Below are 12534 nucleotides of genomic sequence, written 5' to 3' on the forward strand. Positions count from 1 at the left end.
CGTCCCCCGCGTCACCGGCGGGGGCTGCGGCGTCGGCGGGGCGGGGGCCTCAGCGCGCGCGGCGGGCGCGGCAGATCTCCATCACCATCCGCTGCACCGACCAGCGGGGATCGCGACCGGCGCCCTTGACCTCGTGGTCGGCGACGGCGACGGCCTCGATGGCGCGCGCGAGGGAGCGGTCGTTCCAGGCACGCGCCTCGCGGGAGAGGTTGCGCAGCATCCAGTCGGGCATCCCGAGGGTGCGGGCGCTCGCCCCCGGCGCGGTGCTCTTGGCGAGGGAGCGGACCTTGGAGGCGATCGCAGCGACGATCGGCACGGGATCGGCCCCGGCGAGCTGCGCCTGCTGGAGCAGCTGGAGCGCCTCGGTCTCGCGGCCCGCGATCGCGGCGTCGGCGACCGCGAAGGCCGTGGACTCCACGCGTCCCGCGGTCAGGGCATGCACGTCGCGGACGCCGATGGGTGCGGCCGGCTCCCCCGGGTCCGGGGTGGTGTCCTCGATCAGCTGGCGGCTGATCGCGGCGAGCTCGGCGAGGTCGGTGCCGAAGGCGTCCACGAGGGCGGTCACGGCATCCGGCTGGACGCGGCGATCGGCGCGGGCGAACTCGGCGGCGACGAAGGCCTGCTTGTCGGCGGCCCGCTTGACGGGGCTCGCGTCGACGCGCGGGACCCCGGCCTTCTTCAGGGCGTCCAGCAGCTTCTTCCCGCGGTTTCCGCCGCGGTGGACCAGCACGAGGGTCACGTCCGGCTCCGGGGCCGGCAGGTAGGCGAGGATCTCGGCGATCAGCGACTCGGGCGCCGACTGCAGCTCGGGGACGATCACGAAGCGTCCTTCACCGAACAGCGACGGGCTGGCGACCTGCGAGAGCGCGCCCGCGGTGAGCGCCTCCCCGGCGAGCTCGTGGACGGCGACCTGCGGGTCGGCCTCGCGGGCGAGCCCCCGCAGGCGCTGGACCGCGCGATCCGCGATGAGCGCCTCGGTGCCGTGCACCAGGACGACCGGGGCGAGGGCGACGCTGTGCCACTCGACATCGCTCACGGGTTCTCCTTCTCGGTGGGGGCTGGTCGATCCTATCGGCCCGGGCCGACGGACCGGGGCGCGCCGGGATCCGCCGCGGGGACGATCACGGTGCCGTGGACGTCGGTGCGGGCGATCCCCGCCCCGAGGCGGCCGAGCATCGTGAGGGTCTGCTCGGTGGGGTGCCCGAAGGTGTTCTCCCTGCCCACGGTCACCAGGGCGATCCGCGGCGCGAGGGCGGTGTAGAGATCCGCGTCCTGGTGGCGGGACCCGTGATGGGCGACCTTGACGAGGTCGGTGCCCGCGGTGATCGCCCCGCCCGGGTCCAGGGCGAGCAGCTCGGACTGGGCGGCGGGCTCGAGATCGCCGAGGGCGACCAGGCGCGTGCCGTCGGACCAGCGGGCGGACACCGCGATCGAGCAGTCGTTGGCCCCGTCGGTCTCGGAGGACGACTGCTCGCGCAGCGAGGCGGCCCGGGAGGCCTCCGCCGACGGCGGCCACAGCACCTCGATCTCGAGCGACCCCAGCAGCGTGCCCGTCCCCGTCGTCGCGACCTCCGCGGGGACGCCCGCGGCGACCGAGGAGGCGGCGGCGTCGATCGGGCAGATCCACTGCCGCAGCGGGAGGCGGTCCCCGCGGAGGGCGGCACGGCCCCCGGTGTGATCGGCGTGGGGATGGGTGAGGACCAGCAGATCGATCCGGTCCACGCCCAGCAGGTCGAGGCATGCGGTCAGCGCCGCAGGATCCGGGCCGGTGTCCACGAGCACGGTGCGCTCGTCGCCCGCGGTCCCGGTGCGCAGCAGCATCGCATCGCCCTGGCCGACGGCGCAGGCGGCGACGATCCAGGGGTCCTGGTCGCGCAGGGGCGCGCTGCGTCCGACGCCCCAGGCGAGCACCGCCACCGCGACCGCCGCGCACGCCCAGCGGGTGAGCCGGCGGCGACGGGTCGCGACGGCGAGCGCGAGGGCAGCGAGGATCCCCAGGCACGCCAGCACGCCGATCGCGCCCTCGGCGACGGGGATCCTCGACAGCGGCAGCGCGTCCGCGGTGCGGGCGATGATCAGCACCAGGTGCGCTCCCCCGCCGCCGAGGCTCATCAGCCCGGCCGCGCCGTCGGGCCAGAGCAGGCCGACGGGCAGCGAGATCAGGCCGATCACGGTCACCGGGCCGACGATCGGATCCACGAGCATGTTCACGGCGACCGACCACAGCGAGATCTCGGGGGCGAGCAGGATCAGCACCGGCGTGCAGGCGAGCTGGGCGACCAGCGGCACCGCGAGCACGAGGCATGCGGCGTCCCCGAGCCGGTCCCTGCTGAGCTCACGGATCGCCCGGGCGAGCGGCGGGGCCGCCAGCAGGATCGCCGCGGTGGCGAGAGCCGACAGCAGGAAGCCGATGCTCGCAGCGGTGATGGGGTCGAGGACGGACCAGAAGGCGACGGCGAGGGCGAGGCAGGCGACGGGCGAGGCCCGCACGCCGAGGAAGCGGGCGGCCAGCAGCGGCGCCGCCATCGTCGCCGCCCGCTGCACCGAGGGCTCGTCGCCGACGAGCCAGACATAGGCGGCCATCGCGACGGCCGCGGCGGCGATCCGGGGACGACGGCGGACGCCCGCGAGCAGCAGCGGGATCGTCACCGCCGCGATCACCAGGGCGATGTTCGCCCCGGAGACCGCGACGAGATGCGAGATCCCGGCCCGGCGCATCATCTCCTCGGCATCCTCGGAGAGCCCGTGGGTGTCTCCCGTGGTCATGCCCCGCACGAGGGCTCCCTCGTCCGACGGGAGATGCGCGGTGGCGGCGCGCGCCCGGACGCGGAGTCCCTCGCGGGCCCGGTCGAGGGCGCCGGTGATGCCGCTGCGCGGGATCACGGTCGCGCGGGTCGCCTGCAGGATGAGGAGGTCGCCGTCGGCGCGGAGCCGTCCGCGCACGAGCACGTCCGCACCGTCACTGGCCGCGGACAGCGCCGCGGCGGCGTCCCCGTCGGCGCTGAGGAGGATCGGCACCGAACCCGGCAGCGTCATCTCCTGCGCGCCGATCCGGACCGGTCCGCGGATGCTGCGGGCGCTCGCCCGGACCCCGGTGCGCGCCCAGGCGGGGCCGGTGGCCGGGGTCTCGGGGTCCGTGCGGAGCGTGAGGGCGAGCTCGACGACGACGCCGTCCTCGGCGGCGCCGGCGAGCACGTCACGGGTCGTGCTCGCCCGTTCGAGGGCGGGAACGAGCAGCAGGCAGGCGATCAGCACGAGACCGAGGTGCGCCATGAGCGCGCTGGAGCGGCCGCGGCGTCCGAGGGCGACCACGGCGGCGAGGACGCCGCTGGTCAGCAGCGCTGCGGCCGCGACCGCGGCGCCCTGGCCGAGGATCGCGCCGATCACCGCGAGCGCCCAGACCGCGGTCGCCCCGGGCAGCAGCCGCAGATCCCCGTGCCGCAGCCCGCTGCGCGGTGCGGCAGGGGCAGGAGCGGCGGCGGAGGCTGCTGCCGGTGCAGGAGTCGGCGCTGCGGCGCTCATCCGACGGTCGCCGCGGGGCGGATCTGCTCGAGCTTGGCGGTCCCGATGCCGGAGACCTCGAGGAGGTCGTCGACGCTGGCGAAGGGGCCGTTGGCCTCGCGATGATCGACGATGCGCTGGGCGATCGCGGGCCCGACCCCGGGCAGTCCCTCCAGCTGCGCGGCGCTGGCGGTGTTGAGGTCGATCAGGGCGCCGGTCCCGTCGGCGGCGGCCCCCTCGCCGGCCGCCGAGGAGGTTCCGCCCGCGCCCGTCGAGGAGGGGGTCGCGGTCGGTGCGGGCAGCTCCTCCCCCGGTGCGGGGACGCGCACCTGCTCGCCATCCTCGAGGATCCGTGCGAGGTTCAGCGCCCCCAGATCCGCCTCGTCGGTCGCCCCGCCCGCCGCTCGGACGGCGTCATCGACCCGCGATCCTGCCGGGAGGCGCACCACGCCCGGTGCGGTGACCTGCCCGGACACGTGCACGACGATCTCCGCAGACCCAGCAGACCCAGCGGATTCAGCAGACCCGGAGGATTCCGCGCTCGTCGTCGGGAGATCCGAGGCACCGGCGGTGGCGGATGCCGAGGAGGCCGAGGAGGCCGACTCGGTCCCCGCCTCGGCGGGCCCCGCTCCGGCGAGGTCGTCGGCATCCGTCGGGCTCTCGAGCACGACCGTCGCGGAGGGCTCCTCGAGCGGGACCGCGGAGCCGCTGCCGGAGAGGTGCACGACGCCGATGCCGATCAGCACCAGCACGCCGACGCCCACCAGCGAGGACGGCGAGGGCGCGGGGAATCGTCGGCGTCGGCGCGGGGCCGCGGTGCGGTCGCGCTGCTCGAGGAGGGGACCGGGATCCTGGACTCGCTCCGCAGTCTCCGCGGCCTCCGGGATCTCCACGGCCTCCGCGGACCGCTGGTGGCGACCGCCCCGGGCCGAGGGGCGGGAGCGCCGGGTTCTCGATGCTGCTCTCATGCCCGCAGGCTAGGGAGCCTCCCGTCCTCCCCGCCCGTGCTCCGTGCCCGCTGGGGACGGAGGGCCGTTGGGGAGGAGCATCACGGCCGCAGGATCGGCCGCGGGATCAGCCGGGCGTCAGCGCAGCCCCAGCATGGTCATCCACTGGGGCAGGAAGGCGAGGGCGATGAGCACGATGACCAGGAGGTACCACAGCAGCGACAGGACGATCCAGTGGCGCAGGATGTTCGCGAGCGGCCGCGGGAGCCGCAGGTCGCCGTCCTCGATGGTGTGCGCGAGGGTCGCGAAGAACATGGGCGCGGTCGCGGTCCACACGACCATGCACCAGGGGCACAGCGCCTTGATCACGTACAGCGCCGAGTAGGCGAGGAAGTGGATGAAGGCGAAGGCGAAGGTCATCCCGCCCAGCCGCGCCCAGCGCATCCACGTCGGCAGGCGCATGCCGCTGATCATGAGGGAGCCGAGCACGCCCATGATCGCGTAGCCCGCCAGGCCGATCGCCATGTTGGGCACCCCGAGGGCGTCGGACTGCCAGGTCATCATCACGTTCCCGCAGGAGATGAACGGGTTGATGTCGCAGCCGAGGGTCGCCCCGGGGTTCTCGAGCAGGTAGAGCTTGTCGACCATGAGCGTCATCGCCGCGATCCAGGCGACGAGACCGGCGACCAGGAGCACGGCGCCGGTCAGGGGGGCGCTCGCACGGGGCGCCGCGGAGCGCTCCGCGGCGAGCTCGGCGTCGATCTCGGCGAGCAGCTCCGCCTCGTTCGGATCCTCGGATCGGGTGTTCTCGCTCATCAGCTCGGACCTTCCAGGGGTCGACGACCGGGCAGCGCTCTGCTCAGGGCTCTGCTCAGGCGCTCAGGGGATGGGTGCGGTACCAGGCGGCGAGGCGGGCGAAGCCCTCCTCCATGGACACCTCGGGCCGCCACCGCAGGCGCTCCCGGGTGCGGCGCTGGTCGAACCAGTGCGCGGTGGACATCTGCTCGGCGAGGAACTCCGTCATCGGCGGCTCGTCCTGGCCGGGGCGGACCTCCCAAATCCGTTCGACGACGCGACCCGCGGCCCGGCCGAGAGCACCCGGGATCCGCAGCCGCGGCCCCGGCACGCCCGCGGCCTCGCAGAAGCCGGTGAAGACGTCGCGGACGGTGCGGGGCTCGCCGTTGGTGATCACGAAGCTCTCGCCGTGGACGTCGTCGATCCGGTCGAGGGCCGCGACGATCGCGCCCGCCGCGTTGTCGACGTAGGTCGTGTCGATGAGGGCCATGCCCTGGTCGAGCAGCGGCAGGCGCCCGCTGCTGGCGCGGTCGACGATGCGGCCCACCAGCTGGGTGTCCCCCGGGCCCCACACGATGTGCGGCCGCACGGAGGTCACCTGGAGGCCGTCGGTCCCGTCGGCGGCCATGGCGAGCAGCTCGGCGGCGGCCTTCGTGCGGGCGTAGGGCCCGCGGGCGTGCGCGGGATCCGCCGGTCCGGCGTCGGCGCCGACGATCGCGCGGCCCAGGTGCGCGACCGACGGGGAGGAGACGTTCACGAGGTCGCCGCCGCCGCGGGCGCGGAGCGCGTCGACGAGGTGGCGGGTCCCCTCGATGTTGACCTGCCGGTACTCCTCCTCCGGACCGGAGATGGAGACCTTCGCGGCCAGGTGCACGACCGCGTCGACGCTCTCGACCGCCCGTCGGACGTCGTCGACGGAGGTCAGCGACCCCTGGACGTCGGCGATCCCCGGGAGCGCGGCGGGCCGCCGCTGGAAGGCGAGGACCTCGTCGCCGCGATCCCGCAGGAGCTCGGCGACCGCGCCGCCGAGCATCCCGGAGGCGCCGGTGACCAGGACGCGGCGCCGGCTCACAGGGCGTCCGCCCGCTCGCCGCGGAGCGTCTGCTCGGACCAGCGCGAGAGCGCGGCGCGGTCGATCTTCGAGTTGTGGCGGATGTCCGTCGGCAGAGCGCGCGTGGTGAAGACCGCGGTCACCTCGGCGCCGGAGCGCTCGCGGACGGCCCGTCGGATCGCCTCCTGCAGCGGCGCCTCGGCGGGGCGGGGCCGGGTCGCCTTCCCCGGCCGGTAGTCGTCCTGGGTCTCGACGATCACGACGACCTGCTGGGTGCCGCGGGGGCCGACGACGGCGGCGCCCGCGCGGCGCACCGTCGGGACCGCCTCGGCGGCCTCCTCGACCTGCACGGGCGTGAAGAGGCCGTCGGCGGTCGCGAGGACGTGGGCGGTGCGGCCCTCGATCCACAGGCGTCCGGCCTCGTCGAGGTGGCCGACGTCGCCCGTGGCGTGCCAGCCCTCGAAGCGCATGGACGTACGGGTCGTGCGCCACAGCATGAGGTAGCGGTCGCGCACGTGCGGGGCCCGCACGAGGACCTCCCCGGTGACGCCGGCCGCGGAGGTGATCTCCCCGGTGGTCTCGCCGTCCTCGTCGAGGGCGGCGATCGCGATCTCCACCCGCGGGACGGGGGTGCCGACGCAGACGCCGGAGCCCTCGCCCGCGGCCTCGATGCCCGCCAGGTCGATCGCCGCGACCGCGAGGCACTCGGTCATCCCGTAGGGGGTGAGCGCCGCGGCCTCGGGCATGATCTCCGTCAGCCCGCGCAGCAGGTGCGCGGGGATCGGGGCGCCGGCGGAGAAGAAGCTCGCCGCGCGCGCGAGCGCCGCCCGGCGCGCGGGGTCGAGGTCCTTCGCGGTCTCCAGGATGTTCCGCAGCGCCGCCGGGGCCGTGAACACGGCGGGCGAGCCGAGGGCGGCGACCGCATCGGCGAGCGCCGCGGCGGTCAGGTCCCCGGGACGGGTGATGTCCATGTCGGGCACGACGGTCGGGGCGCCGAGCGCGGGGCCGAGCAGCGCGAAGGGTGCGAAGCCGGCGACGAGGCCGCGCTCGGGATCGAGCTGGAGGGTGTCCCCCACGGCGGTGAACATGGCGCTCATCTGCGCGTGCGTGTAGACGGCGCCCTTGGCGGGGCCGGTCGAGCCGGAGGTGAACAGCACGGCGGCGTCGGCGTCCGCAGCGGGCCATTCGGCGTCCAGCGGGGCGCCGAGCTCGCGCATCTGCGATCCCTCGGCGGCGAGCTGCGCGATCGAGGTGTCGATCCCGAGCACGCGGCGGTCGACGCTCGGGAGCTGCTCGACGCTGATGCGGCGGCCGGGCCAGCCCAGGGCCCGGGCGCCGGCGAGCGCCTTGGGGATCCCGATGATCCAGTCCGGGTGGGAGCCGACGACGGCGCGGGAGAGGCCGTCGATGCCGAGGCCGGCGTCGGCGATCACGGCGACCGCGCCGATGCGCAGGCAGGCGTACAGCACGGCGGTGAGGTCCGCACCGGGGGTGATGAGGACGCTGACGCGCTCCCCGGGGAGGACGCCGTGGGCGAGCAGGCCGGCGGCGATGTCGTCGACGCGCTTGTTCAGCAGGGCCCAGGTGATCTCGCGGGCGGGCTCGCCGTCGGCGCCGATCTCGACGACGGCGGGGCCGTGGGCATGGGCGGGGTCCGCGGCGAGGCGCACGAGGGCCTCGCCGACGTGGCGGACGGGCGCCTGCTCGGCGTAGGCGGAGACCGGGGTCGCGCGGACGCTCACGTCGACGGGGACGGTGGGGTCCTCGCCGAAGGTGTCGGCGAGCCAGTCGGCGACGGTCCCGGCGACGTCGGCCTCCTCCCAGACGAGGTGGCTGGTGCGCTCGAAGCGGTGGACGTCGGCGTGGGGGACGCGCTCGATGAGGTCGCGCAGGTAGCGGTCGGAGAAGGTGACGTCCTTGGGGCCCCAGGCGAGCAGGGTCGGGACGTGCAGGTGGCGGATGCCCTCGGCGAGCCGCTCGAGGGTCGCGCGGGAGGGGTGGCTCGCGGTGTCGGGGATGTCGGCGACGAAGGCCTCGATGCCCTTGCGGCGGGCGCGGCCGCGGTAGGGGGCGAGGTAGGCGGCGCGGACCTCGGGGGCGATCGCGTCGCCGGAGAGCGCGAGGGTGGTGCGCAGGAAGGCGTCGGTGAGCGAGGTCGAGGCGGGCAGGAAGCCGGGCGAGGTCGCGAGCTGGAGGGCGCGCGGGAGCTGCTCGCCGAGCTCCTGGTGGATGCCGGTGTTGGTCAGGACCATGCCGACGACGTCGTGGCGGTTGTCGAGCGCCCAGCCGGTGGAGACGATGCCCCCCCAGTCGTGGCCGACGGTGACCACGGGCCCCTGGATCGACAGCGCGTCGGTCAGCAGCGACAGGTCGGTGATGCGGTCCTGCAGGCGGCGGGTGGTGCCGGTGCGCTCCGACCAGCCCATCTCGAGCTGGTCGACGGCGATCAGGCGCCACGGGATGTCCTCGCGCACGAGGGACCGGAACAGCAGCGAGTAGGTGGGGTTGCCGTGCACGGCCAGCAGGGTGCCGCGGGGCTCGACGCCGCGCTCCTCGAGCAGCGGCAGGGAGTCCAGCAGGTGCCAGCACCGCAGCTCGCCGGCATGGTCGCGGACCTCGACGCTGCGGTGGATGCGCGGGTCGACGCCCGGCATGTCGGGATTCGCCAGGTCCTCGGGGATCACGGCGCGGCGTCGGCCGGAGGGGGCGCTCACCACTGCACCTCCATCATCGCGGTGTTCAGTCCGGAGCCGACGCCCATGAGGAGCACGCGCTCCCCGCGGGCGATGCGGTCCTGGTGGTGGGCGAGGGTCATGGGGACCGCCTCGGCGGCGATGTTGCCCCAGTCGGGGAAGGTCACCGGGATGCGGTCCATGCCGACGCCGGTGATCTTCGAGAAGTTGCGGGTGTACACCATGGACACCTGGTGCGGGACGATGTGCTCGATCCCCTTGAAGTCCAGGCCGTCGTCGTTGGCGCCCTTCCAGGTGTCGAGGATCAGCGAGATCCCGTTCTCCAGGAGGCCCGCGGAGTCGGTCTGCATGTCCTCCATGTCGCCGATGCAGAGCTCGTGGTGCTCGGTGCCGGCGCGTGCCTGGGTGACGGTGAGGCGGTGGCCCTCGGGGTGCTCGTCGGCGGGGCCGAGGACGGCCGCGGCGGCGCCGGAGCCCAGGGTGAGGGAGGCGAAGCGGTTGTTGAAGTCCGCGCGGGTGGCGCTCTTGGAGTTCAGGCGGTCGATGGTGCCGCGCTGGACCTCCTCGATGTCCTCGGCGCCGACGATCAGGGCGTACTTGATCTGCCCGGAGTCGATCATCCCGGCCGCGACGGTCATGGCGTTGACGAAGCCGAGGCAGGCGTTGGTGATGTCGAAGCTGAGGCAGCTGCGCGGCATGCCGAGCGAGTGGTGGACCTGGGCCGCGACCGCGGGCTCGAGGTGCTGGCGGGAGACGGACGCGTTGATGAGCAGGCCCACCTGGTCGCGCATGATGCCGGCCTTGGCCATGGCGCGCTCGGCGGCGAGCACGATGCCCTGCTTCCAGCCGTTCTCCGTGTCCTTCCACCAGCGGCGCTCGTAGACGCCGGCGACGCGCTGCAGGACGCCCTTGGGCAGGCGCAGCCGCTTGCGGGCCGGGGCCAGCATCTCGTCGATCTCATCGGAGGTGACGGTCACCTGCGGGAGGCTCATCTCCACCGCGAGCAGCGACGCGTTCCTGTGGACGATTGCCGTGTTGCCGTTCCCCATCTGCGTGCGCTACCTCGTTCGTCATTCGTCGTTCGTCGTGCGTGGCGGGTCTCGTGGCCCCGGTCGACGGCGGCCGGGCCACGGCGCGCCCGACGGAGGGCGCGTGCACCGGCATTGTTCCACCGGTGCCTGGAGGGGAGGTGGACGGGTGGCCGAACACACCCGGGCGGGGTGTCCGACGCCACGCCGCGCCTCTCAGTCCTGCTCCTCGTCCTGCTCCTCCTCGAGGTGGTGGCCCAGGTGGTGGCGGGCGAAGAGCAGGCACTGGCGGAGCATCCGCTCGCGGGCCTCGCCTCCGCCGGCGCCGCGGGTGTTGATCTCCAGCAGCACCGACCCGCTCCAGCCGCGGTTGGCCAGGCGCCGCAGGACCTCGGCGCAGGGCTGGTTGCCCTCTCCGGGCGGCAGGTGCTCGTCCTTGGTGGTGCGGCCGGAACCGTCGGCCAGGTGCAGGTGGGTGAGGCGGTCCCCGAGCCGGTCGATCATCTCCAGCGGGTCGTCGCCGGCGGTCGCCGCATGGGAGAGGTCCACGGTCACGTGGGCGTAGTCCTCGTCGGTGGGGTCGTGGTCGGGCAGGTAGACCATGACCTCGCGCAGGCCCGTGCGCCACGGGTACATGTTCTCCACGGCGATCGCCACGCCGTAGCGCTCCTCGAGCTCGGCGACGCCGCCGACGAACTCCTTCGCGTAGGAGCCCTGCCAGCGGAAGGGCGGGTGCGCGACGACGGTGGGGACGTCGAGCTCGACGGCCATCTGCACCGTCCGCTCGATCTTCACCCAGGCGTCGCGGCCCCACAGCCCCTGGAGGAAGAACAGGGTGGGGGCGTGCAGAGACATGATCGGCTGGTCGTAGCGCTCGGCGTAGCGGCGGAGGGTCGCCGGATCCTGGCTGTCCTTGGGGTAGGACACCATCACCTCGACGCCGTCGTAGCCGATGCGGTCGGCGAGGCGGAAGCACTCCTCGACCCCGGCGGGGAACACCGACGAGGAGGACAGCCCGACGGGCACGTGCCGCGCCGGATGCTGCTCGCTGCGGGGATCACCGGCGGAGAGCCGACGGTGCAGGGCGTCCCGGCCGGACCGGTGCGCAGCGCTGGGGCGGGTGATCGGCTTGCGGGGAGCGCTGCGCTCCCCCTTCTCCTGACGCGGACTCACGGGACCTCCCTCGACGGCCGCTGCGGGGCGACCTGCTCAAGTATGCAACGCCCGAGCGCCCCTAGACTCAGGATCACGCCCGCGCACGGGCTCCCCCGCCCTCCCCTCTGCCGACTCGGAGCGATCTCCCCGCATGGCCAAGCTGCATTTCAAGTACGGAGCGATGAACTCCGGGAAGTCCGACACCCTCATCAAGACCGCCTACAACTACGACGAGCGCGGCCTGGCGACGATCACCGTCAAGCCCGCCCTGGACACCAAGGGCGAGGACTGGGTGGTCGCCCGCGGCGGCGCGCGACGGAAGGTGGACGTCCTCGCGGGCGCCGAGGAGGACCTGCGCGCCCGGATCCTCGCGGAGGCCGACGCGCTGGGCCGGGCACCGCTGCACTGCGTGCTCGTGGACGAGTCCCAGTTCCTCGCGGCCACGCAGATCGACGACCTGCTCCTCGTCGCGAAGCTCGAGGACATCTCGGTCATCTGCTACGGGCTGCGCACGGACTTCCGCACGCGCGTGTTCCCCGGTGCGCAGCGCCTCCTGGAGCTCGCCGACAACATCGAGAAGCTGCCGACGATGTGCCGCTGCGGCGCGCAGGCCGAGTTCAACTGCCGCCTGGTGGGCGGCCGGCACGTGTTCGAGGGCGATCAGGTCGCGATCGACGGCGACGCCGCGATCTCCTACGAGTCGCTGTGCGGGCTGTGCCTGCTCGAGGAGCAGCGCGCCGCCGGCAGCACCGTCCTCGGCCGCCCCGGACAGGACGACGCCCGGGCCTGAGCGATCGGATCCGAGCGCCCGGACCCGGACACCCGGATCGGGACCTCAGGAGCTCAGCGGAGCCTGGTCCCCGACCTCGGCGTCGCCGCCCGAGACGCCGTCCGCGGCCCGGTCCGCGCCGTCGGCCGCAGCATCGGCGTCGGCGTCGTCGAGCAGGCCCATCAGCTCGTCCTCGCCGCCGTCCCCGACCACGCGGTCGCGGGCCGCGCCGGCGGCCCCCGCCACGGCGCTGCGGGCGCCGGCGGCGACGTCGGGTGCCTTCTCCTTGACCGCGGTCGCGGCGTCGTGCGCGGCGCGGCTCGCGACGTCGCGGGCCGCGGCCGCCCGGCGCTGCACCTCGGGGTCGTGGACGACCTGCCGGGCCGTCCGCTCGAGGGAGTCGTAGGGGCCGCGGCCCAGTCGCGAGCCGACGACCACGCCGACGGCCACGCCCGCCAGGAAGATGAGCTTCTTCATCGGTGCCTCCGAGGCTGAGGGGAGAACTGCACAGAGGGTCGCATCGTGCCACAGATCACTCCGAGGACGCTGGACGCCGCGGGAGAGCCCGGGATGCCGGGCCCTCGGCGCTCCCCCG

10 protein-coding genes are annotated in these 12534 nt (G+C 74.4%); 1 reads left to right on the plus strand and 9 read right to left on the minus strand.

The features are described 5' to 3' along the window. Nucleotides 1-49 precede the first annotated feature (49 nt). The 8 genes from holA to ACXET9_RS05700 form a co-directional block, all read right to left on the minus strand. Nucleotides 50-1036, minus strand: a complete 987-nt coding sequence (gene holA / locus ACXET9_RS05665) for a DNA polymerase III subunit delta (RefSeq protein ID WP_457885525.1) — start codon at nt 1034-1036, stop codon at nt 50-52. Between the two features lie 32 nt (nt 1037-1068). Further along, nucleotides 1069-3522 (minus strand): ComEC/Rec2 family competence protein, encoded by a 2454-nt coding sequence (locus tag ACXET9_RS05670; protein WP_457885526.1) that lies wholly within the window; start codon nt 3520-3522, stop codon nt 1069-1071. Continuing rightward, on the minus strand, nt 3519-4469 hold the full coding sequence (locus tag ACXET9_RS05675) for a helix-hairpin-helix domain-containing protein (protein WP_457885527.1): 951 nt from the start codon (nt 4467-4469) through the stop codon (nt 3519-3521). Before ACXET9_RS05675 ends, ACXET9_RS05670 begins: the two co-directional genes overlap by 4 nt. A 117-nt stretch (nt 4470-4586) precedes the next feature. After that, entirely contained in the window at nt 4587-5264 is a 678-nt protein-coding gene (locus tag ACXET9_RS05680; RefSeq protein WP_457885528.1) for a vitamin K epoxide reductase family protein, read from the minus strand. A 55-nt stretch (nt 5265-5319) separates the two neighbouring features. Then, nucleotides 5320-6315, minus strand: coding sequence for an NAD-dependent epimerase/dehydratase family protein (locus ACXET9_RS05685; protein WP_457885529.1), 996 nt, complete (start codon nt 6313-6315; stop codon nt 5320-5322). Next, nucleotides 6312-8948 carry an alpha/beta fold hydrolase gene (locus ACXET9_RS05690; protein ID WP_457885870.1) on the minus strand — a complete coding sequence of 879 codons (2637 nt, stop codon included), beginning with the start codon at nt 8946-8948 and terminating at the stop codon, nt 6312-6314. The genes ACXET9_RS05685 and ACXET9_RS05690 overlap by 4 nt, the downstream gene beginning before the upstream one ends. Nucleotides 8949-9004: 56 nt before the next feature. Further along, the gene (locus ACXET9_RS05695; protein ID WP_457885530.1) at nt 9005-10036 is read right to left on the minus strand and encodes a 3-oxoacyl-ACP synthase III; all 1032 of its coding nucleotides are present in this window, start codon (nt 10034-10036) and stop codon (nt 9005-9007) included. A gap of 195 nt (nt 10037-10231) precedes the next feature. Further along, entirely contained in the window at nt 10232-11188 is a 957-nt protein-coding gene (locus ACXET9_RS05700) for a sugar phosphate isomerase/epimerase family protein (protein WP_457885531.1), read from the minus strand. 133 nt (nt 11189-11321) lie between these two features. Between ACXET9_RS05700 and ACXET9_RS05705 the strand changes: the two genes are divergently transcribed. Then, nucleotides 11322-11960: a thymidine kinase gene (locus ACXET9_RS05705; RefSeq protein ID WP_457885532.1), complete on the plus strand. Its 639-nt coding sequence runs from the start codon at nt 11322-11324 to the stop codon at nt 11958-11960. Nucleotides 11961-12005: 45 nt separating this feature from the next. Here ACXET9_RS05705 and ACXET9_RS05710 read toward each other — a convergent pair whose 3' ends face one another. Continuing rightward, entirely contained in the window at nt 12006-12416 is a 411-nt protein-coding gene (locus ACXET9_RS05710) for a hypothetical protein (RefSeq protein ID WP_457885533.1), read from the minus strand. Nucleotides 12417-12534 lie beyond the last annotated feature (118 nt).

Source organism: Brachybacterium netajii (SeqCode), assembly GCF_054114245.1.

Bases quoted from the DNA above. Each gene is read 5' to 3' on its own strand.
- ACXET9_RS05670 (WP_457885526.1), bottom strand. From the start codon at position 3,522: ATGAGCGCCGCAGCGCCGACTCCTGCACCGGCAGCAGCCTCCGCCGCC.
- ACXET9_RS05675 (WP_457885527.1), bottom strand. From the start codon at position 4,469: ATGAGAGCAGCATCGAGAACCCGGCGCTCCCGCCCCTCGGCCCGGGGC.
- ACXET9_RS05680 (WP_457885528.1), bottom strand. From the start codon at position 5,264: ATGAGCGAGAACACCCGATCCGAGGATCCGAACGAGGCGGAGCTGCTC.
- ACXET9_RS05690 (WP_457885870.1), bottom strand. From the start codon at position 8,948: ATGCCGGGCGTCGACCCGCGCATCCACCGCAGCGTCGAGGTCCGCGAC.
- ACXET9_RS05695 (WP_457885530.1), bottom strand. From the start codon at position 10,036: ATGGGGAACGGCAACACGGCAATCGTCCACAGGAACGCGTCGCTGCTC.
- ACXET9_RS05705 (WP_457885532.1), top strand. From the start codon at position 11,322: ATGGCCAAGCTGCATTTCAAGTACGGAGCGATGAACTCCGGGAAGTCC.
- ACXET9_RS05710 (WP_457885533.1), bottom strand. From the start codon at position 12,416: ATGAAGAAGCTCATCTTCCTGGCGGGCGTGGCCGTCGGCGTGGTCGTC.